Raw genomic sequence first — 21,073 nt, 5'->3', positions numbered from 1 at the left:
ATGTGCACGGTGACCGTCATGCCCTCTGGGCGGCCGGCTCATCGCGCAGGAACACGAAGCCGTCGGCGAAGATCGTCTCCTCCGGCCGCACCCGCTCGTGCACCCGCGGCGCGGTGCCGGTGAGCTCAAAGCGCCCCTCGGCGTTGCGGAAGCTCATCGTGACCCGCTCCCGGCCCGGGCCGGTCCCGCCCAGCCGGTAGATGAAGTCCCTGTTTCAGGAGGTGCGGCGGAACTCCCCGTCGGTGGCCGATCGCAGCCCCGCCTCCCGCTGCGGGGCGATCGCCGAACGGATCGCCTCGTCCTCGGCGCGGCGCAGCTCCCGGCGCCCGATCCGGCCCGCGGCGGCGTCGGCGCGGGCCTTGAGCGGCTTTGGCGGCCGCAGCAGGCCGCCCACGTGGTCGGCGCGGAATGGCGGGGTCTGACGCATGGCATCACTCCTTCAACGCCCGCCCGTGTGCCCTGGATTTCGGGCATAGGCGTCACCACCGCCACCTGTCCATTGAGAATGCGGGCCGGGCCCCGAGTGACCGCCCGTCCTCCGGGGAGACAGCGGGAAAAGAGGAGCTGAGCCGGGAGGACGCATGGCACATGAGGTTCGCGGGGTGATCGCCCGCGGCAAGGGCGAGCCCGTCTCCGTGGAGACCGTGGTGGTGCCCGACCCCGGCCCCGGCGAGGCGCTGGTGCAGGTCCGCGCGTGCGGGGTGTGCCACACCGACCTGCACTACCGGGACGGCGGCATCACCGACGACTTCCCGTTCCTGCTCGGGCACGAGGCCGCCGGGGTCGTGGAGGCGGTGGGCCCGGACGTCACCGCCCTCGCCCCCGGAGACTTCGTGATCTTGAACTGGCGGGCGGTGTGCGGCCAGTGCCGATCCTGCCTGCGCGGCCGGCCCTGGTACTGCTTCGACAGCCGCAACGCCGTCCAGAAGATGACGCTGGCCGACGGCACCGAGCTGACCCCCGCCCTGGGCATCGGCGCCTTCGCCGACAAGACGCTGGTGGCCGCCGGGCAGTGCACCAAGGTGGACCCGGCCGCCGACCCGGCCGCGGCCGGGCTGCTGGGCTGCGGGGTGATGGCCGGGATCGGCGCGGCGCTCAACACCGGGGCGGTGACCCGCGGCGACAGCGTCGCGGTGATCGGCTGCGGCGGGGTGGGCGATGCGGCCATCGCCGGCGCCCGCCTGGCCGGCGCGGCGAAGATCATCGCGGTGGACATCGAGGACCGCAAGCTGGAGTGGGCCAAGGACTTCGGCGCCACCCACACCGTCAACTCCGCCAAGACCGACCCGGTGGCGGCGATCCGCGAGCTGACCGGCGGGTTCGGCGCGGACGTGGTGATCGAGGCGGTCGGCCGCCCGGAGACCTACGAGCAGGCCTTCTACGCCCGCGACCTGGCCGGCACGCTGGTGCTGGTGGGCGTGCCCACCCCGCAGATGAAGATCGAGCTGCCGCTGCTGGAGGTCTTCGGCCGGGGCGGGGCGCTCAAGTCCTCCTGGTACGGCGACTGCCTGCCCTCGCGGGACTTCCCCATGCTCATCGACCTGTACCTGCAGGGCCGGCTGGACCTGGCGGCGTTCGTGTCGGAGACCATCGCCCTGGAAGAGGTCGAGGCCGCCTTCGACAAGATGCACCGGGGCGAAGTGCTGCGCTCGGTGGTGGTGCTGTGAACATCCGGCATCTGGTCACCTCAGGGCAGTTCACCCTGGACGGCGGGACCTGGGACGTCGACAACAACGTCTGGCTGGTCGGCGACGACCGCGAGGTCATCGTGATCGACGCCGCCCACGACGCCGAGGCGATCGCGGCGGCGGTGGGCGACCGGGAGCTGACGGCCATCGTGTGCACCCACGCCCACAACGACCACATCAACGCCGCGGCGCCCCTGGCCGACCGCACCGGCGCCCCCATCTGGCTGCACCCGGCCGACCGGGTGCTGTGGCGGATGGTCTACCCCGATCGCGACCCCGACGGGGACCTGGCGGACGGCCAGGAGCTCACCGTGGCCGGGACCGTTCTGCGGGTGCTGCACACCCCGGGCCACGCCCCCGGGGCGGTCTGCCTGCACGCCCCGGAGCTGACCACGGTGTTCACCGGGGACACCCTCTTTCGCGGCGGCCCGGGCGCCACCGGCCGGTCTTATTCCGACTTCGCCGCCATCATCGCCTCCATCCGGGAGCGGCTGCTCACCCTGCCCGCCGAGACGGTCGTCCGCACCGGGCACGGCGAGACCACCACCATCGGGGACGAGGCGCCCCACCTGGAGGAGTGGATCGCCCGCGGCTACTGAATCGCCGCCGTTCCCGCAAGACAGAGCGGTACCTGATGGTGAACCGGCCCGGCCGGGGCATTGCGGCCAGGAACTGACCGCAATCACCCCTAGCGTGGATCCTGAAAGACCCGCACGCTTCGCAGAGAGGGAGCCGCCATGCCGGCCGACCGGGTGCTCGGGCTGCGCGAGCTCAACCGCGCCACCTTGGCCCGCCAGTTCCTGCTGGACCGTACGACCCTGCCGGTGCCCGAGGTGATCGAGCACCTGGCCGGGCTGCAGGCGCAGACCCCGCACACCTGGTATACCGGCCTGTGGAGCAGGGTGGAGGGCTTCAAGCCCGAACAGGCCGCCGAACTGCTCACCGGCCGCCGGGCCGTCCGGATCGCGCTGATGCGCTCCACCCTCCACCTGGTCACCGCACGGGACTGCCGGTGGCTGCGCCCCCTGGTGCAGCCGGTGATCGAACGCGCCACCGAGGGCATGTACGGCCGGGACCTGGAGGGGGTGGACCGCGGCGAGCTCGCCGCCGTGGGCCGGGCGCTGGTGGAGGAACAGCCCCTCACCCCGGCCGTGCTCGGCGCCCGGCTGGCCGAACACGGCCGGGCGGCCGGGTGGGGTGAGCGCCACCCCCACGCCCTGGCCCAGATGGTCCGCGCCCTGGTGCCACTGGTGCAGGTCCCGCCGCGCGGCCTGTGGGGCAGGAGCGGACCGGGCGCCCACACCAGCGCCGAAGCGTGGCTGGGCGAGCCGATGGACGCGGAGGCCTCCGTCGAGGACCTGGTGCTGCGCTACCTGGCGGCCTTCGGGCCCGCCACCGTCAAGGACGTCCAGACCTGGTCGGGACTGACCCGGCTGCGGCAGGTCCTGGAGCGGCTGCGGCCCCGCCTGGTGATCTTCCGCACCGCCGACGGCCGGGAGCTGTTCGACCTGCCCGAGGCTCCCCGGCCGGATCCGCAGACCCCGGCGCCGGTCCGCTTCATGTACGACTTCGACAACCTGTTCCTGTCGCACGCCGACCGCAGCCGCGTGATCACCCCCGCCTACCGGCGGCACACCCTTCCCCGCAACCTCATGCCGTCCCTGCTGCTGGTGGACGGGTTCACCGAAGGCACCTGGAAGATCGTCCGCAACCGGGGCGCGGCCACCCTGCTGATCAAGCCGTTCCGCCCGCTCACCCGCGCCGAGCGGGCCGAGACGGCCGAGGAGGGCATCCGGCTGCTGGAGTTCGCCGAGGCCGAGGCCGACCGCCACGACGTGCGGTTCATCCCGCACGACGCGCCGGAGGAACCCTGGCGTGCGGGCGCGCGGTGAACGGGGATGTTTGTTCCGCTTCCTGCGCGGTAGACGAAAGCGGTGTTCATCGTCAGACCGCCGGGCGTCTACCGGCCGCAGGGCGACACCGCCCTGCTGACCGAGGCGCTGCGCCAGGCCCCCATCCGCCCGGGAGCGCGGGTGCTGGACCTGTGCACCGGGACCGGCGTGGTGGCGATGGCCGCCGCGCGGGCGGGCGCCCGGCAAGTGGTGGCCACCGACGTGTCGGTCCGCGCGGTGCTGGCCGCCCGGCTCAACGCCCGGCTGCGCGGCCTGCCGATCCGGGTGTTACGGGGCGACCTGGTCGAGCCGGTCGCCGGCAAGCACTTCGACGTCATCACCGCCAACCCGCCGTATGTGCCCTGCCGCGGCGGCCCGCCCGCCCGGCACGGACGCTCCCGCACCTGGTACGGCGGGCCGCACGGCCGGCTGTGGCTGGACCGGCTGTGCGCGGCGGCCCCGCCGCTGCTGGCGCCCGGCGGCGTGCTGCTGGTGGTGCACTCGGCCCTGTGCGGGGTGCAGGCGACCGTGGAGGCGCTGCGCGCCCACGGGCTCAAGGCGGCGGTGACCGCCCGGCGCCGCGAGCCGTTCGGCCCGGTGCTGCGCAGCCGCGCGGCCGAACTGGAGGCCGCCGGGCTGATCCGGCCCGGCCAGCGTCATGAGGAACTGGTGGTGATCCGTGCGGACCGCACCGACGTCCCCCAGCGGCCCTGAGCGCCGCCGCGTCATCGTCGAACCGGGCGGCCCGGTGCTGGTGGAGGGCCCGGTGGAGATCGTCATGGCCGACGGCGCCACGGTGGTGTGCGACCGCTTCATGGTGGCGCTGTGCACCTGCCGCCGCAGCCGCACCATGCCGCTGTGCGACACCAGCCACCGCCGCACCCGCCGCGCGGGCTGAACGCCCGCCCAGGGCCCGGCGTGGGCCGTCACCCGGGCGGCAGCGGGTGCAGCAGCGAGCTGCGGCCCGCCCGCCAGCGGTCCAGCAGGTGCTCGCCCAGGCGCCGCTCCAGCAGCGTGGTCGCCTGCACGCCCAGCACCACGTCGGCGGCCAGGTCCGGCTCGGTGCGCAGCAGGTCGCCCAGCACGTCGTGGCGCAGCACCTGCTCGTGCACCGCGTCCGCCTCCACATGCTCGGTGAAGAAACGCACCCCGCGCGCACCCACCCCCAGCCGCTCCAGCGCCTGCGCCATCCGCCGGGCGCTGGGCGCGGTGGTGATCTCCGCCGCCGCGAAATGCCCCGCCATCGCGCCGCGCAGCGACCGGTGCAGCCCGAACAGCGACATCATCGTGACCGTCGCCAGCGTCACCGCCGGCACCGCGTCCAGGTAGCGCAGGTAGCCGGTGTCCAGGCCCATCTCCTCCATCAGGTCGGCGTACAGCCGCGAGTGCATCCGCGCGCCGTGCCCGCCGCCGTACTCGTCGAACTCCACCGCCACCAGGGACGCCTTGGCCTGGCCGCGCAGCCGGGGGATGAGCCAGGCGTGCGGGTCGGCCTCCTTGAGGTGGTAGATCGAACGGTGGACCAGGTACTCGCGCATCTGCCACCGCTCGCCCTCGTCCCGCAGAAAGTGCGAGACCCCCTTGGCGCCGGCCGGTTCGACCAGCAGCTCCTCCAGCGCCGGACCGACCCGGTCGCCGCCGGGCACGCGGGCCCGCAGCTCCGCCAGGAACGCCCGCTCCATGGCCGCCCGCAGCCGCAGCAGATCCGGATCCCATTCCCAGGCGGCGTCCACCCCGGCGAAGCCCTGGTAGTGCAGCTCGTAGCACACGTGCAGGGCCAGCTGCAGGTCCTCGCCCAGCGGGTCGGCCGCGGCGGCCCGTCCCGGCAGGGCGCGGTCGGCGAGGGCGCCCGATCCCGGCGCCCGTGTCCCCAACGCCGAGATCACCGTCTCAGACAGCGGTCCGCGAGGCGCCGGCAGCGCCGCAGCCGACGGGCCGGCACCGGCGGCGGGCATGGTGGCCGAGGTCATGGCGGTCTCCCCTCGGGCGACGTTCATGGGCGGGCCGTGCCTACCCGCTCAGGCGCCCGCCATGCGGGCCGGGCGGTCTGGCGGATCAGCATGGCGGCCGCCCCGGCCGTCCCGTTGACCGCGGCCGCGCGGCGCTGCCGCACCGCGCCCGTCCCCACGACGCGCAGCCGGGCCAGCGCCGCCTCCACCGCCGCCAGGTCACCGGACTCCTCCAGCGCCGGCCGCACCCGTCCCATCAGCTCCTTCACCAGACGCATCGCCGGCACCGCGGTCCCCTCCAGCGGGTGGACGCCCGGCCCGTCCAGCCCGTACCGGGCCGCCGACCACACCGCCGCCGCGCACACCTGGTCGTCGACGCGCGGCGCCTGCCGCCCGGCGGCCAGGTCCCACAGCGCCCGGCGCACCAGGGCGCGGGTCAGCGCCGCCTGCAGCACCGCTTCGTCCACGGTGCCGGCCGCGTCCGCCACCCGCACCTCCACCGTCGGCAGGTGCGGGGAGGGACGGGCCAGCCAGAACGTCATCGCCGGGTCGGCCAGCACCCCGCCGTCCACCAGGCACTGCACCCGCCGGTCGAACTCGGCCGCGTCGGCGGACCACGGCGGCACTCCCGCCCCCGGGAAACGGGACTGCTCCACGATGCGCCAGGAGGCGTGGCCGCTGTCGCGTCCCCGGTCGAAGGGGGAGTTGACCGACAGCGCCAGCAGGGTCGGCAGCCAGGGCCGCAGGTGATTGACCACGGCCACGGCCGTCTCCCGGTCCGCCACGCCCACGTGCACATGGCAGCCGCAGCACTGGTACCCGGCCACGACCCCGGCGTACATCCGCCGGATCCGGGCGAAGCGTTCACCGGGGCCGGGCGGGGGATCGGGGCCGGGCCGCACCGGCGTGCCCGTCGACACCAGGCGGGCGCCCTCCGCCGCGGCGGCCGCCGCCAGCCGGCCCCTGCCCTCGCGCAACTGGTGCCGCAGGGAGCGCAGCGTGGTGCACACCCCCGTGGCGGCCTCGACCTGGGTGCTCGCCAGCTCGGGGTGAAAACGCGTCCCGGACGAAAGCGGATGCCGCCCGGCCCGTGCCAGCACCCGCGCGGCCCGCGGCACCGTCGCCCCGGTGACCGGGTCGACCAGGAGGAACTCCTCCTCCACCCCCAGCGTCACCCCGGATCCCGCCGCGACCGCTGCCACGCGTCCTCCCTGCCGTGCGGTGACTCGGCAGGCCCGTCCTACCCGCACCCCGCCCGGTCACGCCCGCGCCGATTTTGACCCGGTACGCCGTTAATCCGGCTGGGCCGGGGTAGGGGAAGCGTCCGGCCGAGGAAGCCGGGGCAAGCTGACACCGCAGGGAGGGAACCCCGCCATGACGGACGTTTCACGCCAGGGACTGCAGCCCGGCGACGAGCGACCGATTCTGACCAACCGCCAGGGACACCCGGTCCACGACAACCAGAACCAGCGCACCATCGGCGCCCGCGGCCCCGCCACGCTGGAGAACTACCAGTTCCTGGAGAAGATCAGTCACTTCGATCGCGAACGCATCCCCGAACGGGTGGTGCACGCCCGCGGCATCACCGCCTACGGCTACTTCGAGGCCTACGGCACCTGGGGCGAGGAGCCCATCAGCCGCTACACCCGCGCCAAGCTGTTCCAGGAACCCGGCAAACGCACCGACGTGGCGGTCCGCTTCTCCACCGTGATCGGCGGGCGCGACTCCGCCGAGACCGCCCGCGACCCGCGCGGCTTCGCCGTCAAGTTCTACACCGAGGACGGCAACTGGGACCTGGTCGGCAACGACCTGGCGGTGTTCTTCATCCGCGACGCCATCAAGTTCCCCGACGTCATCCACGCCCTCAAACCCGACCCGGTGACGTTCCGGCAGGAGCCGAACCGGATCTTCGACTTCATGTCGCAGACCCCCGAGAGCATGCACATGCTGGTCAATTTGTTCAGCCCGCGCGGCATCCCCGCCGACTACCGGCACATGCAGGGCTTCGGGGTCAACACCTACAAGTGGGTCAACCAGGAGGGCCGGACGCACCTGGTCAAGTACCACTGGATGCCCAAACAGGGCGTGCGCAGCATGACCGAGGAGGACGCCGCCGCCGTCCAGGCCCGCGAGCTGGGCCATGCCACCAGGGATCTGCAGGAGGCCATCAACCGGGGCGACTACCCCGAGTGGGAGCTGCTGGTGCAGATCATGAGCGACGCCGAGCACCCGGAGCTGGGCTTCGACCCGCTGGACGACACCAAGGTCTGGCCGGAGAACCAATTCCCGCCGCTGCCGGTCGGCCGGCTGGTGCTCAACCGCAACGTCTCCAACTTCTTCGCCGAAAGCGAGCAGATCTCCTTCGGCACCGGGGTGCTGGTGGACGGCCTGGACTTCTCCGACGACAAGATGCTGGTGGGGCGGACCTTCTCCTACAGCGACACCCAGCGCTACCGGGTCGGCCCCAACTACCTGCAGCTTCCGGTCAACCAGGCCAAGAACGCCCAGGTGCGCACCAACCAGCGCGATGGCCTGATGACCTACTTCGTCGACGCCGCCGGGGAGAACCCGCACGTCAACTACGAGCCGTCCATCACCGGCGGGCTGCGCGAGGCGCCGCGTCCCCTGCACGAGGAGCAGGGCCCGGTCATCACCGGGCGGCTGACCCGCAAGCGCATCCCGCTGACCAACGACTATGAGCAGGCCGGGCAGCGTTACCTGCTGATGGAGCAGTGGGAACGCGACGACCTGGTCGGCAACTTCATCACCAACCTCTCCCAGTGCGACCGGCCCATCCAAGAGCGCATGGTCTGGCACCTGCTGATGTGCGAGGACGAGCTGGGCCTGCGGGTCGGCGAGGGCCTGGGCATCACGCCCGAGGACGTCAAGGACCTGCCGCCGCTGCCCACCCAGACGCTCAGCGACGCCGAACGCGAGCGCATGGCCAACCTCGGCAAGAACGGGCCGCGCGACGTCAGCGGGCTCAAGATGACCCACTGCGTCCCCAACGAGCGCGCGCAAGTGACGTACGCCGGGTAAGGGAGGCCGGGTAGGCAAGACACGCGAAGGAGCGCCCAGGACGCCGCGCCGGTCCTGGGCGCCCCTCGCCGTCGCGATGCATGCGGCGCCCCCGCCGCGGGGACCAATGCGATATCGGCCTTTTCAGCACGCGGCCCGCGGCCCCGAGCGGTCCGCGCGGCACCGGGCAGGGGGTTGAAGAGGCGCACCGAAGAGTCGGGGGACTGGGGGGTCCGATGCCAGGCAAGGCGATGGTCTTCGCGCCGATACCGCTACTGAGCGTGACTGTTGATACGCGTGAGGAGATGCCCGACATCCGGCTGCGCGCCGAGGGCCCGGGATGCCGGCAGACCCGGGTGCTGGCCGCCTTCGGCGTCTCCACGGTGCTGTGCGGGTGCTTCGGCGGGGAGAGCGGGCCGGTGCTGCGGCAGCTGCTGGCCGAAGAAGGCATCGAATGCCGGGCGGTGCGGCGGCCCGGCCGCAACGGCACCCGCGTCCGCGAGCAGGGCGCCGGCACGATGCGCACCGTCGCCGAGTCCCCGGGCGATCCGCTGACCCCCCAGGAGGCGGACCGGCTGCGCGCGGCCGCGCTGGAGGCCGGGGCGCGGGCGGACGTGTGCGTGCTGACCCAGGAGGCGGACCCCGCCGCGGTGCCCCCCGGCCTCTACCGCGGGCTCACCGGCGACCTGCGCGCCCGAGGGGTGCGCGTGGTGGCCGCGTTGAGCGGCGAGGCGCTGGCCGCCGCGCTGACCGGGGGAGTGGACGTGCTCTGCCTGGACCAGCGCCGGCTGCCCGTCGGCCCGGGCGGTCACGCGGCCCATGCCGGGGTCGGTGACCTGGTCGCCGCGATGCGGCGGCTGCGCTCGCGCGGCGCCGGCACCGTCGTGCTCCGCCGCGCCGAGCGGCCCGCGCTCGTCCTGATCGGCGAGGACGTGGTCGCCGTTCCCGCGCCGGTGCCGCCCGGCGGCACGGCGGCCGCCGGCCTTTGCGGCGACCGCCTCATCGCCGCGATCGCCGCCGGCCTGGCCACCGGCCTGCCGGAAGAGGACGCCGTCCGGCTCGGAGTGGCCGCCGGGACGCCGCACAGCGACCGGCCGGAGGCGCCCAGCGGCATGGATCCGGAAACCGCCCGGCAGCTGGCCGGGCGGGTGGAGCTGCACGAGCCCGCCCTGGAGGAGACCCCGGGCGGATCCGGCGCGTTCTGGTGACCTTCGCCGCAGGGCCCGCCGAGGGCCGTGACGGCGAGCGGGCGGCGGAAACCGGGGCGGTGCGATGACCCGGGACCGCCCGGAAACGGGCGCCGCCCTTCGAAGCCGCAGAGTGCTCCTTGAAAAGGGATCAATGGCTGCACATGCCGATCTCGGCACTCTGGATTTGGCGTGAGTTGCTGACGAGTACACACCGTGTGTTGTGATCAGTCAAGAGCCGGGACGGCATTGTGGGGTTCCCCGATAACGACCGGGAGCTGTCGCCGATGCCATTGTTCGCCGTGGCAGGGGAACCGGTCTGCATGGTGACGTGATGTGGTCCGGCCGGGAAGGTGCGCAAAGGCCGGCGCGGGCGCTTGCGGTGGGGCGGCCGGCGGGACGTAAAAACTGAAAAAATCTCCCGCCGTCCTTCTCTCGCTCCACCAGATGGCTGATGACCTGCGGTTTCGTCCCTCGGTTCCGGGGCGGGCGAGCCGGTGCCATAAAGAGTTTTGCCCGCCGGAGGCGCTGATCGCCTTGCGGACCTGCGGCGTGCCCGGGGATTCTCTTCCTCGGCCGCACGCCCGCCGGAAGGGAATTCATCGGTTATTCACCCTGGTCCGCGACCGCGGCTCCGGGGAAGATAAAGGTCGGCGGTCGACGGTTTCCTGGAGTTGTGATGACACAGCAGGCCGAAGGACCGGGGGCAATTCTGGACGATGTACTGCGTACGGGGCCTTTTGACCGTGCGCTTCATCTGGCGATCCAGGCGCGGGGGCTGAGCCTGGAACGCCTTCACGCCCGGCTGCGCCACCGGGGGGTGCGCGTCAGCGTGGCCAGCCTCAGCTACTGGCAGCGCGGCCGCTGCCGGCCCGAACGCAGCCAATCCCTGCGGGCGGTGGAAGCGCTGGAGGAGATCCTGGAGCTGCCGGCGGGCGCCCTCATCGGGCTGCTCGGCCCGCGGCGGCCGCGTGGCCGCTGGCTGAGCCACGCCTCCGGCGACGCACTGAGCCCCCGCGATGTCTGCCCCGCCTATTCGGGGCTGCGCGACCTGCTCGGCGAGCTGGCCGTGCCGCTGGACGACCAGCTGGAGACCCTCAGCCACCATGAGATCTTCACCGTGGGCCCCGACCGCGGGGAGCGGTCGGCCCGGTCGCGGATCGTCTTCCGGGCCCGCCGCGACGGGGTGGACCGGCATGTGGCGATCCACCACTGCCAGGGCGGCCCCCCGCCCGAGGACTTCAGCAGCGAACTGTGCCGGGTGGGACGCCGCCGCATCAGCCGGGACGACGGGCTGGCCGCGGTGGAGCTGCTGTTCGACCGTCCCCTGGCGGCGGGGGAGACCTACGTGGTGGAGTACGAGTTCCGCTGCGGCGACGGGCGGCCCGAGGTGCGCCGCTATGTGCGCGGCTTCCGCTTCCCCACCCGCGAGTACCTGCTGCAGGTGCGCTTTGCGGACGGGGCGACGCCCCGGCGCTGCTTCCGGGTCTGGCAGCCCACCGTGGGAGCGGCCTGCACCGACCGCCAGGAGCTGCGGCTGACCACGTGGAACTCGGTCCACCTGCTCGAACACGGCATGCGGCCGGGGATGTACGGCATCCGCTGGGAGTGGGCCTAGCCTTCGCAGCGGGCGGCCTGCGGCAGCCAGCGGCGCAGCCGGTCGTCGGTGAGGTTGGCGCCGCAGGCCACGGTGCCCACCGACAGGCCGGCGAAGGCCGCCGGATCGGCCAGTACCGCCGCCGCCCCGGCCGCCCCGGCCGGCTCGGTGACCAGCCCCAGCGTCCGGTGCAGCAGCCGCATCGCCGCCACGATCGCCTCATCGGGCACCACCACCACATCGTCCACGCAGCGCCGCATGACCTGCAGGGCGTAGGGGATCGGCACCCGCACCGCGATGCCGTCGGCGATGGTGTCGGCCGTGGGAGTGGTGATCAGCGCGTGCTCGTGCCAGGAACGGGCCATGGCGGGCGCGCCCTCGGCGGCGACCGCGATCACGCGCGTGCCGGGCCAGGCGTGCTTGATCCAGGTCCCCACGCCGCCGGCCAGCGCCCCGTTCCCCAGCGGGACGAGCAGCACCTCCAGCGGGTCGGCGACCTGGCGGGTGAGCTCCCAGGCGATGGTGCCCGCCCCCTCGGCGATGCGCGGCTCGTCCCCGTCGGTCACCAGGCGCCCTCCACCGGCCCGGGCGTGGGCGATGGCCCGCGCCCGGGCCTCGTCGAAGTCCCGGCCGCCCAGGCGGACCTCGGCGCCCAGGCGCCGCATCGCCGCCACCTTCACCGGGCTGGCGTTCTCGGCGGCGAAGACGGTCAGCGCCCGGCCGCGGCGGCGCGCCGCGTACGCCATGCCCTGCCCGAAGTTGCCCACCGAGGCGGTCACCAGCGGCTCGGTGTCATCCGCCGGCAGATGCGCCATGAACCAGTCGGCGCCCCGGCCCTTGAAGGAGCGGATGGGATTGCCGGTCTCGTCCTTGACGACGGCCCGCCGCACCCCCAGCGCCTTGGCCAGCTCGGCGCTGTCGTGCGCGGGGGAGCCGGTGAACACCGGGTCGATGGCACGGGCGGCTCGTTCGATGCCCTCGGCGGTCGGCAAGGGCCGGCGGGACGGCGGCAGGTCGCGCATGCCTCCAGACTAGTGACCGAATGTGCACAGAAAGTGTGCATACTATGCTGATCGCGCAATGAACGTGCATGAACGGCCTTCCGGACGGTGAAACATCGACCTGGACGACATCGACCGGCGGATCCTGGCGCTGATCCAGCGGGACGCCCGCCTCACCGCCGCCCAGATCGGCGAGCGGGTGGGCCTGTCGGCCTCGGCGGCGCACCGCCGCCTGCAGCGGCTGTGGCGGAGCGGGGTGATCGAGGCTCAGGTCGCGGTGGTCAACCCCAAACTGGTCGGCCGCCCGCTGGTGATGATCGTGGGGGTGGAGATCGAGCGGGAGCGGCCGGAAGACCTGCACGAGCTCAAACGCTGGCTGGCCGCCGAGCCGGCCGTGCAGCAGGCCTGGTACGTCACCGGCGAATCCGACTTCACCCTGGTGATCACCGCCCGGGACGCCGAGGACTACGACGCGTTCATGCAGCGCCTGGTCGCCGAGAACCGCAACGTCCGCCGCTTCCGCACCAGCATGGCGCTGTCCACCCTCAAACGCGGACTGGCCGTCCCCGTGGAGGAATAGATCCTCCGACCCGCCGCCCCGGAAAAGCCGCAGTGCGCCCGCGGCGGTCGCCGCAAGGTCAGCGCAGCGGCGCCACCGGGCCGTCCGGACGCTGCCGGCGGGCGCCCACCACCGACTCGGTCAGCTCGGCCACCTCCTGCTCCGGCAGCCGCCGGTACCCGTCGGCGGTGACCGTCGCGATGGTGGGGAAGATCCGCCGGGCCAGATCGGGGCCGGCGGTGGCCGCATCGTCCTCGGCGGCGTCATAGAGGGCCTGCACGCACACCGCCGCCGCCTCCGCCTCGGTCAGGTCCGGCCGGTACAGCTTCTTGAGCGCGCCGCGGGCGAACGGGGAGCCGGACCCTTCGGCGTGGAAGTCCCGGGACTCCTGCGGCATCCCGGTGATGTCGTAGTTGTAGATGCGGCCGACCCCGGCGTCCAGGTCATAGCCGGCGAACACCGGCACCACCGCCAGGCCCTGCATGGCATGGGCCAGATTGGCCCGGATGACGGCGCCCAGCCGCCGGGCCTTGCCCGGCAGCGACAGCTTCGCCGACTGCAGCTTCTCGTAGTGCTCCAGCTCCACCTGCAGCAGCCGGATCATCTCCAGGGCCAGGCCCACGGTGCCGGCCATCGCCACCGCCGAGTGCTCATCGGCCCGGTGGACCTTCTCCAGGTCTTTTTGCGCGATCAGGTTGCCGGAGGTGGCGCGCCGGTCACCGGCCAGCATCACCCCCTCCGGGTAGCGCACCGCCACGATCGTCGTGCCGTGCGGGATGTCCGGCATGGGGTGCGAGCCGTCGCGGACCCGGTTGACCGGCAGCAGCTGCGGCGCGGTCCGGCTGAGCAGCTCGACGAAGGACGCCGTGCCGACGGCGAAGAACTCCGCGGGCAGTCCCTGCCCCCGCTCCCGCTCTGTCATCGCTGCCCCCTTCGTCGTGGTCGCCGTGCGCTGATCCCGATCTTTGCACGGCCGGGCGGGTCACCGCACACGGCGCGACGAACGCGATCTTCGGCCGTGAACCCGTGGAGCGCGGACGCGCCGCCTGAGCAGGGGCGGCACCGGCCGGCCTCGGGAATGCGAAGTGAACACAGAGTCATCAGTTGTGGGCAATACGCTTAATTTTTCGCCCTTGCCGGGCCGGGTCTCCTTAATGACGATTTGACAAGGGTCAAGGGCAGTTCAACCCTCTCCACCCACACCCGCAGGAGGCACCGTGAGGATGAGACCCGTCCGCCTGGCCGCCCTGGCCGCAGCCGCCGCGACGGCGACGGCCACAACCCTGCTGACCGCGCCGGCGGCCACCGCCGCCCCGGCGCCGTCCGACCCGGGCCGCCTGGCCGCCACCCTGGCCGAGCGTCTCGGCTCCCGAAGCGCGGGCTCCTACTACGACAACGCCCGCGGCAAGCTCGTGGTGACCGTCTCCGACGACGCCGCCGCCCAGACCGTCGCCCGCGCCGGCGCCCTGCCGCGCCGCGTCGCCCGCAGCGGCGCCGAGCTGCAACGGATCATGGCCGACTTCGACCGTTCCATCGACGTGGCGGGCACCGCCTGGGCCATCCAGCCGGCGTCCAACCAGGTGGTGCTGACCCTGGACGCCACCGTCACCGGCGCCGAACTGGCCAAGGTGCGCGCCATCGCCGCCAAGTACGGTACCGCCGTGCGCATCGAGCAGGTCTCGGGGACCTTCCGCACCACGATCGCCGGCGGCCAGGCCATCTACGCCTCCGGCGCGCGCTGCTCACTGGGCTTCAACGTGCGCGACAACAGCGGCAACCTCTACTTCCTGACCGCCGGTCACTGCACCAACATCTCCTCGACCTGGTACGCCAACTCCAGCGGGACCACCGTGCTGGGCACCCGCGTCGGCACCAGCTTCCCCGGCAACGACTACGGCATCGTCCGCTACACCAACACCGGCATCGCCAAGCCCGGCACCGTGTACCTGTACGGCGCCGGCGAGCAGGACATCACCTCCGCCGGCAACGCCTACATCGGCCAGTCGGTGCGCCGCAGCGGCAGCACCACCGGCGTGCGCAGCGGCATCGTGACCGCCCTCAACCAGACCGTCCGCTACGCCGAGGGCACCGTGTCCGGCCTGATCAGGACGACGGTGTGCGCCGAGCCGGGCGACAGCGGCGGCCCGCTGTTCGCCGGCACCACCGCGCTGGGGTTGACCTCCGGCGGCAGCGGCAACTGCCTGTGGGGCGGCACCACCTTCTTCCAGCCCGTCACCGAACCGCTGAGCGTCTACGGCGTCAGCGTCTACTGAGAACGGATCCGCCGGACCCGGCCGGCGGTTCCACCCTGTCGTTCCCGAAGACCACGGCCGGAGATGAGGCCATGGCCCGCGGCGCCACCGGGCGGCCGTGCGGCACGGCGGGGTGCGCCCTGCTCGGGGCGCACCCCGCCGCACCCCGTCTCATGCCGGCGGCTCAGTCCTCGGCCGCCGACACCGGCAGGTAGATCCGCCCGCCGGAGGCGGTGAACTCCTCGGCCTTGGCCCGCATGCCCTCCCGGAGGGCCTCTTCCTCGGTCAGCCCTCGCTCCCGGGCGAAGCGCCGCACATCCTGAGTGATCTTCATCGAGCAGAAGTGCGGCCCGCACATCGAGCAAAAGTGCGCGGTCTTGGCCGGGGCGGCCGGCAGGGTCTCATCGTGGAAGGACCGGGCGGTGTCGGGGTCCAGCGACAGGTTGAACTGGTCCTCCCAGCGGAACTCGAACCGGGCCTCCGACAGCGCGTCGTCCCAGGCCTGCGCCCCCGGGTGCCCCTTGGCCAGGTCGGCGGCGTGCGCGGCGATCTTGTAGGCGATCACCCCGGCCTTGACGTCGTCCTTGTTGGGCAGCCCCAGGTGTTCCTTGGGGGTGACGTAGCACAGCATCGCGGTGCCGTACCAGCCGATCATGGCCGCGCCGATCGCCGAGGTGATGTGGTCATAGCCCGGCGCGATGTCGGTGGTCAGCGGCCCCAGGGTGTAGAAGGGGGCGTCGTCGCACAGCTCGCGCTGCAGGTCCACGTTCTCCTTGATCTTGTGCATCGGGACGTGGCCGGGCCCCTCGTTCATCACCTGGGTGTCGAACTCGGCGGCGATCTTGGTCAGCTCCCCCTGGGTGCGCAGCTCGGCGAACTGGGCCTCGTCGTTGGCGTCGGCGATGCACCCGGGCCGCAGCCCGTCCCCCAGCGACCAGGTGATGTCGTAGGCGGCGAAGATCTCGCACAGCTCCCGGAAGTGGGTGTAGAGGAAGTTCTCCTTGTGGTGGGCCAGGCACCAGGCCGCCATGATCGACCCGCCCCGGGAGACGATCCCGGTCTTGCGCCGCGTGGTCAGCGGGATGTACCGCAGCAGCACCGCCGCGTGCACCGTCATGTAGTCCACGCCCTGCTCGGCCTGCTCGATGACGGTGTCGCGGAAGACCTCCCAGCTCAGGTCGGCGGGGTTGCCGCCGACCTTCTCCAGCGCCTGATACAGCGGGACGGTGCCCACCGGCACCGGGGAGTTGCGCAGGATCCACTCCCGGGTGGTGTGGATGTCCCGCCCGGTGGACAGGTCCATGACGGTGTCGGCGCCCCAGCGGATCGCCCAGGTCATCTTGTCCACCTCCTCCTCGATGGAGGAGGCCACCGCCGAGTTGCCGATGTTGGCGTTCACCTTCACCAGGAAGTTCCGCCCGATGATCATCGGCTCCAGCTCGGGGTGGTTGACGTTGGCCGGCAGCACCGCCCGCCCGGCCGCCAGCTCCTGGCGCACGAACTCCGGATCCACGCCCTCGCGCAGCGCCACGAACTCCATCTCCGGGGTGATCTCCCCGCGCCGCGCGTACGCCCGCTGCGTCACCGCCTTGCCGGTGGCGCGGCGCGGCCTGCGCGGCGGGAAGGCCCCCTGGTCCCGCAACGGGTCCGAGGACCTGCGCCCGTCGTCTTCGGGACGGACGGGCCGCCCGTCGTATTCGGCGGTATCGCCGCGTTCGGCGATCCACTTCGCCCGCAGGGCGGGCAGTCCGCGCCGCACGTCCACCTGGTAGGAGGGGTCGGTGTACGGGCCGGAGGTGTCGTACAACACCAGCGAGTCGCCCGTGGTGAGCACCACCTCGCGCATCGGCACCCGGATGTCGGGACGGGATGCGCCGGTCAGGTAGGTCTTTCGGGCAGCGGACACTGAGGCTTGCGTCATGGCGATTCGACTACTCCCTACGCCGGCATTACCCGGTCAGGTTCCAGCGGTCAGCGGCCGTCTCAGCCGCACTCTCAGCCCGGTTCGCCAGGCTCCCGCGCTCGTCCGCCCCAGACGTTAACCCGCCTCCGCCCCGTTGCCGCAAGGCCCGGTCATCAGGTATAGGAGGGCGGCCAGGGTGCTGCCGGCGCCGATCTGGCCCCGGGCGGCCAGCTCCGGCACCCGCTCCAGCGGAACCCACTCGATCCGCTCGGCCTCCACGTCGGTCGGCTCCCCGACACGCACCGCGCCCTCGGCCCGGAAAATGTGATGAACGCCATCCGTCAGGCCCGGAGAGGGGCGGATGTCCAGCAGATGATGGAGCGGTCCGGGCCGCCAGCCGGTCTCCTCCAGCAGCTCCCGGGCCGCGGTCTCGGCGGGGTCCTCGCCCGGCTCCACACGTCCCCCGGGAATCTCCCAGCCCCAAGAGTCACTGATGAAACGATGCCGCCAGATCAGCAGCGCCCGGCCGCGGTCGTCGAGCGCCACCACGCCCGCCGACGGGCGCACCCGCACCAGGTGGTGCTCGAAGCGACGGCCGTCGGGAAGCTCCACATCCGCCACGCGCAGGTCCACCCACGGACTGCGGTAGATGGACCGTTCTCCATGCCGCCTCCACTCCATGGGGCAGGACGCTACCGAGGCCGAGCACAATCCGGCAGGTAGGGTCAGGATCATCGGGACGGGAGGTGAACGGGGTTGGAGGTACGGGCCGATCCGGCCGAGGGGCGGGCCGGAGGGGCCGCCGACCGCATCTGGACGGTGCCCAACGCGCTGAGCCTGGCCCGGCTGCTGGGCGTGCCGCTGTTTTTGTGGCTGGTGCTGGCCGGGCACGACACCTGGGCGCTGGGCCTGCTGGTGGGCGCCGGCCTGTCGGACTGGCTGGACGGCCGGCTGGCCCGCGCGCTGGGCCAGACCAGCCGGCTGGGCGCGCTGCTGGACCCGGCCGCCGACCGCCTGTACATCCTGGCCACCCTGGTCGGGCTGACGATGCGGGAGATCATCCCGCTGTGGCTGACCCTGCTGCTGGTCGGCCGCGAGGCGGCCATCACCCCGATCGTCCCGGTGCTGCGCAGGCTCGGTTACAACGGCACGCTGCCGGTGCACATGGTGGGCAAGGCGGGAACGCTGTGCCTGCTGTACGCCTTCCCGCTGCTGTTGCTGGGGGACCACTCCGGCGCGGTGGCCACCGCGGCCCGGGTCTTCGGTTGGTCCTTCGCCATCTGGGGAACGGCACTGTACTGGTGGGCGGCCGTCCTCTATTGGGTCCAGGTGCGGCAGCTCGTGCTGGCCGACCGCACCGGCGCCGGACCGCCGGGCGTCCCGCCGGGCGGCTCCGGCGCGGACCCCCGAACCTCGGCCGGCTGACCGAAGGGAGCGCGACACGCCCATGAAGGCCGTTGTGATGGCGGGCGGGGAGGGGACCCGGCTGCGCCCGATGACCGCCAACCAGCCCAAGCCGCTACTGCCGGTCGTCAATCGGCCGATCATGGAACATGTGCTGCGGCTGCTCAAACGCCACGGCCTGACCGAGACCGTGGTCACCGTGCAGTTCCTGGCCGCGCTGATCCGCAACTACTTCGGCGACGGCGAGGAGCTGGGCATGTCGCTCAGCTACGCCACCGAGGAGGTGCCGCTGGGCACCGCCGGCAGCGTCAAGAACGCCCAGGACGCGCTGCGCGACGACCGCTTCCTGGTCATCTCCGGGGACGCCCTGACCGACATCGACCTGACCGACATGGTGCGCTTCCACAAGGAGAACGGCGCACTGGTCACCATCGGCCTCAAACGGGTGCCCAACCCGCTGGAGTTCGGCATCATCATCGTCGACGAGGCCGGCCGCATCCAGCGCTTTCTGGAAAAGCCCACCTGGGGGCAGGTCTTCTCCGACACCGTCAACACCGGCATCTACGTGATGGAGCCGGAGATCCTCGACCACGTGCCCGCCGGCGAGGTCGTGGACTGGTCCAGCGACGTGTTCCCCAGGCTGCTGGCCGAGGGCGCCCCCCTGTACGGGTACGTCGCCGACTGCTACTGGGAGGACGTCGGCACCCACGAAAGCTACCTGAAGGCCCAGGCCGACATGCTCTCCGGCAAGGTCGACGTGGAGATGGACGGCTTTGAGGTCTCCCCGGGCGTGTGGATCGCCGAGGGCGCCGAGGTCGACAGCGACGCCATCCTCAAAGGCCCCCTCTACATCGGCGACTACGCCAAGGTCGAGGCCGGGGTCGAGCTGCGCGAGTTCACCGTGCTGGGCAGCAACGTGGTGGTCAAGGAGGGGGCGTTCCTGCACCGGGCCGTGGTGCACGACAACGTCTTCATCGGCCCGTCGGCCAACTTGCGCGGCTGCGTCGTCGGCAAGAACACCGACGTGATGGCCGGCGCCCGCATCGAAGAGGGCGCGGTCATCGGCGACGAGTGCGTCATCGAATCGGAGGCCTACGTCTCCAACGGCGTCAAGGTCTACCCGTTCAAGACCATCGAGGCCGGCGCGGTGGTCAACACCAGCGTGATCTGGGAGTCGCGCGGCCAGCGCCACCTGTTCGGCCCGCGCGGGGTCTCCGGCCTGGTCAACGTGGAGATCACCCCCGAGCTGGCGGTCCGGCTGGCCAGCGCCTACGCCACCACCCTCAAAAAAGGCGCCACCGTGGTCACCGGCCGCGACGCCTCCCGCGCCGCCCGCACCCTCAAACGCGCCGTGATCAGCGCGCTGACCGCCAGTGCCATCAACGTCCAGGACCTGCAGGCCTGCGCGCTGCCGCTGGTGCGCTTTGAGACCGCCCGCGAGGACGCCGGCGGCGGCATCTACATCCGCACCACCCCCGGCGACCCCCAGGGCGTGGACATCCTCTTCCTGGACGCCGACGGCGCCGACCTGTCCTCGTCCGCCCAGCGCAAGCTGGAGCGGGTCTTCGGCCGCCAGGAGTTCCGCCGCGCCTTCCCCGGCGAGATCGCCCAGCTCGGCTACCCGGCCCGCACCCTGGAGACCTACACCCGCGACCTGCTGAGCCGGGTGGACCAGCGCGGCGTCCGCGAGGCCGGGCTGAAGATCGTGCTGGACTGCGCCGGCGGCACCGCCTCGCTGGTGCTGCCCGCCCTGCTGGGGATGATGGGCGTGGACGTGCTGACCATGAACAACCGGCTGGATGAGGCCAACCCCACCGAGACGCTGGCCGAGCGGATGCGCGACCTGCAGCGGCTGGGGGAGCTGGTCTCCTCCTCCCGGGCGGCCTTCGGCGCCCGCTTCGACCCGGTCGGCGAGCGGCTGTCGCTGGTCAACGAGAACGGCGAGCTGATCGACGACGAGCGGGCGCTGCTGGTGTTCTTGGACCTGGTGGCCGCCGAGAGCCACGGCGGGAGGGTGGCGCTGCCGGTCACCACCACCCGCGTGGCCGAGCAGGTCTGCCGCTTCCACGGCGTCCAGGTGGAATGGATCTCCACCTCCCAGGACGCGCTGACCAAGGCCGCCGCCGCACCCGGCGTCGTCTTCGCCGGGGACGGCCGCGGCGGGTTCGTCTTCCCCGAGTTCAGCAACACCGTCGACGGGATCGCCGGGTTCGTCCGCCTGGTCGGGCTGGTGGCCCGCACCCGGCTGACCCTCTCCCAGATCGACGCCCGCATCCCCGAGGCCCACCTGCTGCGCCGCTCGGTGCCCACGCCGTGGGCCGCCAAGGGCGGTGTCATGCGCCGCGTAGTGGAGGCGGCCGGCGACCGCACCATCGACACCACCGACGGGGTGCGGGTGGTCGAAGGCGACGGCCGGTGGGTGCTGGTGCTGCCCGACCCGGCCGAGGCCCTCACCCACCTGTGGGCCGAGGCCGGCGACCACGACGCCGCCCAGGCCCTGCTGGAGGAGTGGGCCGGCGTCGTCGAACGCGCCGTGTCCTGAAAGGCCGGCTCCCGGCACGACTCGTTCCCGGCCGCAGGGTCCTGCGGCCGGGAACGAACCGCGAGCGCTCCGGTGGGGAGG

The 21,073-nt window shown here is 72.6% G+C and carries 20 protein-coding genes and 1 riboswitch; of the genes, 12 read left to right on the top strand and 8 right to left on the bottom strand.

Annotated features, from left to right (window positions below; genetic code table 11):
* Nucleotides 1-16 precede the first annotated feature (16 nt).
* Nucleotides 17-157 (bottom strand): hypothetical protein, encoded by a 141-nt coding sequence (locus tag TCUR_RS27530; protein WP_217265415.1) that lies wholly within the window; start codon nt 155-157, stop codon nt 17-19.
* 57 nt (nt 158-214) lie between these two features.
* Entirely contained in the window at nt 215-427 is a 213-nt protein-coding gene (locus TCUR_RS27525) for a hypothetical protein (RefSeq protein WP_052305494.1), read from the bottom strand.
* A gap of 154 nt (nt 428-581) precedes the next feature.
* Here TCUR_RS27525 and TCUR_RS12145 point away from each other — a divergent pair, with 154 nt between their 5' ends.
* The 5 genes from TCUR_RS12145 to TCUR_RS12125 all read left to right on the top strand — a co-directional run bounded on the left by TCUR_RS12145 (nt 582) and on the right by TCUR_RS12125 (nt 4,478).
* Complete coding sequence (locus tag TCUR_RS12145) at nt 582-1,667, top strand: S-(hydroxymethyl)mycothiol dehydrogenase (RefSeq protein ID WP_012852801.1); 1,086 nt, start codon at nt 582-584, stop codon at nt 1,665-1,667.
* Nucleotides 1,664-2,287, top strand: coding sequence for an MBL fold metallo-hydrolase (locus TCUR_RS12140; protein WP_012852800.1), 624 nt, complete (start codon nt 1,664-1,666; stop codon nt 2,285-2,287). The genes TCUR_RS12145 and TCUR_RS12140 overlap by 4 nt, the downstream gene beginning before the upstream one ends.
* A 138-nt stretch (nt 2,288-2,425) precedes the next feature.
* Nucleotides 2,426-3,580: a winged helix DNA-binding domain-containing protein gene (locus tag TCUR_RS12135; protein ID WP_012852799.1), complete on the top strand. Its 1,155-nt coding sequence runs from the start codon at nt 2,426-2,428 to the stop codon at nt 3,578-3,580.
* A gap of 42 nt (nt 3,581-3,622) precedes the next feature.
* Nucleotides 3,623-4,294: a HemK2/MTQ2 family protein methyltransferase gene (locus TCUR_RS12130; RefSeq protein WP_012852798.1), complete on the top strand. Its 672-nt coding sequence runs from the start codon at nt 3,623-3,625 to the stop codon at nt 4,292-4,294.
* Nucleotides 4,260-4,478: a CDGSH iron-sulfur domain-containing protein gene (locus tag TCUR_RS12125; RefSeq protein WP_012852797.1), complete on the top strand. Its 219-nt coding sequence runs from the start codon at nt 4,260-4,262 to the stop codon at nt 4,476-4,478. The genes TCUR_RS12130 and TCUR_RS12125 overlap by 35 nt, the downstream gene beginning before the upstream one ends.
* 28 nt (nt 4,479-4,506) lie before the next feature.
* On the opposite strand, the gene TCUR_RS12120 is transcribed toward TCUR_RS12125, so the two are convergent.
* Both TCUR_RS12120 and TCUR_RS12115 read right to left on the bottom strand, forming a co-directional pair.
* The gene (locus TCUR_RS12120) at nt 4,507-5,577 is read right to left on the bottom strand and encodes an iron-containing redox enzyme family protein (RefSeq protein ID WP_012852796.1); all 1,071 of its coding nucleotides are present in this window, start codon (nt 5,575-5,577) and stop codon (nt 4,507-4,509) included.
* Complete coding sequence (locus TCUR_RS12115) at nt 5,574-6,731, bottom strand: carboxylate-amine ligase (RefSeq protein ID WP_012852795.1); 1,158 nt, start codon at nt 6,729-6,731, stop codon at nt 5,574-5,576. Before TCUR_RS12115 ends, TCUR_RS12120 begins: the two co-directional genes overlap by 4 nt.
* 172 nt (nt 6,732-6,903) lie before the next feature.
* Here TCUR_RS12115 and TCUR_RS12110 point away from each other — a divergent pair, with 172 nt between their 5' ends.
* From TCUR_RS12110 to TCUR_RS12100, 3 genes are all read left to right on the top strand, one after another.
* Nucleotides 6,904-8,568: a catalase gene (locus tag TCUR_RS12110; protein WP_012852794.1), complete on the top strand. Its 1,665-nt coding sequence runs from the start codon at nt 6,904-6,906 to the stop codon at nt 8,566-8,568.
* Between the two features lie 260 nt (nt 8,569-8,828).
* Complete coding sequence (locus TCUR_RS12105) at nt 8,829-9,755, top strand: PfkB family carbohydrate kinase (RefSeq protein ID WP_169313018.1); 927 nt, start codon at nt 8,829-8,831, stop codon at nt 9,753-9,755.
* A 658-nt stretch (nt 9,756-10,413) separates the two neighbouring features.
* Complete coding sequence (locus TCUR_RS12100; RefSeq protein ID WP_012852792.1) at nt 10,414-11,352, top strand: hypothetical protein; 939 nt, start codon at nt 10,414-10,416, stop codon at nt 11,350-11,352.
* Here the strand turns inward: TCUR_RS12100 and TCUR_RS12095 are convergent.
* On the bottom strand, nt 11,349-12,353 hold the full coding sequence (locus tag TCUR_RS12095; protein ID WP_012852791.1) for a threonine ammonia-lyase: 1,005 nt from the start codon (nt 12,351-12,353) through the stop codon (nt 11,349-11,351). The genes TCUR_RS12100 and TCUR_RS12095 overlap by 4 nt on opposite strands.
* A 94-nt stretch (nt 12,354-12,447) precedes the next feature.
* Between TCUR_RS12095 and TCUR_RS12090 the strand changes: the two genes are divergently transcribed.
* A complete protein-coding gene (locus TCUR_RS12090) occupies nt 12,448-12,912 on the top strand; it encodes an Lrp/AsnC family transcriptional regulator (RefSeq protein ID WP_041439589.1) in 465 nt (154 codons plus the stop codon).
* Nucleotides 12,913-12,970: 58 nt separating this feature from the next.
* Here TCUR_RS12090 and prcB read toward each other — a convergent pair whose 3' ends face one another.
* Nucleotides 12,971-13,813, bottom strand: a complete 843-nt coding sequence (gene prcB, locus TCUR_RS12085; protein WP_012852789.1) for a proteasome subunit beta — start codon at nt 13,811-13,813, stop codon at nt 12,971-12,973.
* A gap of 301 nt (nt 13,814-14,114) precedes the next feature.
* Here prcB and TCUR_RS12080 point away from each other — a divergent pair, with 301 nt between their 5' ends.
* Nucleotides 14,115-15,164: a S1 family peptidase gene (locus tag TCUR_RS12080; protein ID WP_012852788.1), complete on the top strand. Its 1,050-nt coding sequence runs from the start codon at nt 14,115-14,117 to the stop codon at nt 15,162-15,164.
* 163 nt (nt 15,165-15,327) lie between these two features.
* Here TCUR_RS12080 and thiC read toward each other — a convergent pair whose 3' ends face one another.
* A complete protein-coding gene (thiC, locus tag TCUR_RS12075) occupies nt 15,328-17,064 on the bottom strand; it encodes a phosphomethylpyrimidine synthase ThiC (RefSeq protein ID WP_012852787.1) in 1,737 nt (578 codons plus the stop codon).
* Nucleotides 17,060-17,173: riboswitch (TPP riboswitch) on the bottom strand. Its footprint overlaps the gene before it by 5 nt.
* A gap of 8 nt (nt 17,174-17,181) precedes the next feature.
* Nucleotides 17,182-17,727 carry an NUDIX hydrolase gene (locus tag TCUR_RS12070; protein ID WP_012852786.1) on the bottom strand — a complete coding sequence of 182 codons (546 nt, stop codon included), beginning with the start codon at nt 17,725-17,727 and terminating at the stop codon, nt 17,182-17,184.
* Between the two features lie 75 nt (nt 17,728-17,802).
* Between TCUR_RS12070 and clsA the strand changes: the two genes are divergently transcribed.
* The gene (clsA, locus tag TCUR_RS12065) at nt 17,803-18,471 is read left to right on the top strand and encodes a cardiolipin synthase ClsA (RefSeq protein ID WP_012852785.1); all 669 of its coding nucleotides are present in this window, start codon (nt 17,803-17,805) and stop codon (nt 18,469-18,471) included.
* Between the two features lie 22 nt (nt 18,472-18,493).
* Complete coding sequence (locus TCUR_RS12060) at nt 18,494-20,992, top strand: mannose-1-phosphate guanyltransferase (protein WP_041439588.1); 2,499 nt, start codon at nt 18,494-18,496, stop codon at nt 20,990-20,992.
* The last annotated feature ends 81 nt before the right edge of the window (nt 20,993-21,073 follow it).

This window comes from Thermomonospora curvata DSM 43183, from assembly GCF_000024385.1.
GTDB lineage: Bacteria > Actinomycetota > Actinomycetes > Streptosporangiales > Streptosporangiaceae > Thermomonospora > Thermomonospora curvata.
The sequence above is the reverse complement of the archived record's forward strand: the minus strand, read 5'-3'. Positions and strand labels throughout refer to the sequence as shown.

Excerpts from the sequence above, each read along its gene's own strand:
- thiC (WP_012852787.1), bottom strand. The coding sequence starts at position 17,064 with ATGACGCAAGCCTCAGTGTCCGCTGCCCGAAAGACCTACCTGACCGGC.
- TCUR_RS27530 (WP_217265415.1), bottom strand. The coding sequence starts at position 157 with ATGAGCTTCCGCAACGCCGAGGGGCGCTTTGAGCTCACCGGCACCGCG.
- TCUR_RS12135 (WP_012852799.1), top strand. The coding sequence starts at position 2,426 with ATGCCGGCCGACCGGGTGCTCGGGCTGCGCGAGCTCAACCGCGCCACC.
- TCUR_RS27525 (WP_052305494.1), bottom strand. The coding sequence starts at position 427 with ATGCGTCAGACCCCGCCATTCCGCGCCGACCACGTGGGCGGCCTGCTG.
- TCUR_RS12060 (WP_041439588.1), top strand. The coding sequence starts at position 18,494 with ATGAAGGCCGTTGTGATGGCGGGCGGGGAGGGGACCCGGCTGCGCCCG.
- TCUR_RS12070 (WP_012852786.1), bottom strand. The coding sequence starts at position 17,727 with ATGGAGTGGAGGCGGCATGGAGAACGGTCCATCTACCGCAGTCCGTGG.
- prcB (WP_012852789.1), bottom strand. The coding sequence starts at position 13,813 with ATGACAGAGCGGGAGCGGGGGCAGGGACTGCCCGCGGAGTTCTTCGCC.
- TCUR_RS12110 (WP_012852794.1), top strand. The coding sequence starts at position 6,904 with ATGACGGACGTTTCACGCCAGGGACTGCAGCCCGGCGACGAGCGACCG.
- TCUR_RS12145 (WP_012852801.1), top strand. The coding sequence starts at position 582 with ATGGCACATGAGGTTCGCGGGGTGATCGCCCGCGGCAAGGGCGAGCCC.
- TCUR_RS12080 (WP_012852788.1), top strand. The coding sequence starts at position 14,115 with ATGAGACCCGTCCGCCTGGCCGCCCTGGCCGCAGCCGCCGCGACGGCG.
- TCUR_RS12095 (WP_012852791.1), bottom strand. The coding sequence starts at position 12,353 with ATGCGCGACCTGCCGCCGTCCCGCCGGCCCTTGCCGACCGCCGAGGGC.
- TCUR_RS12120 (WP_012852796.1), bottom strand. The coding sequence starts at position 5,577 with ATGAACGTCGCCCGAGGGGAGACCGCCATGACCTCGGCCACCATGCCC.
- TCUR_RS12100 (WP_012852792.1), top strand. The coding sequence starts at position 10,414 with ATGACACAGCAGGCCGAAGGACCGGGGGCAATTCTGGACGATGTACTG.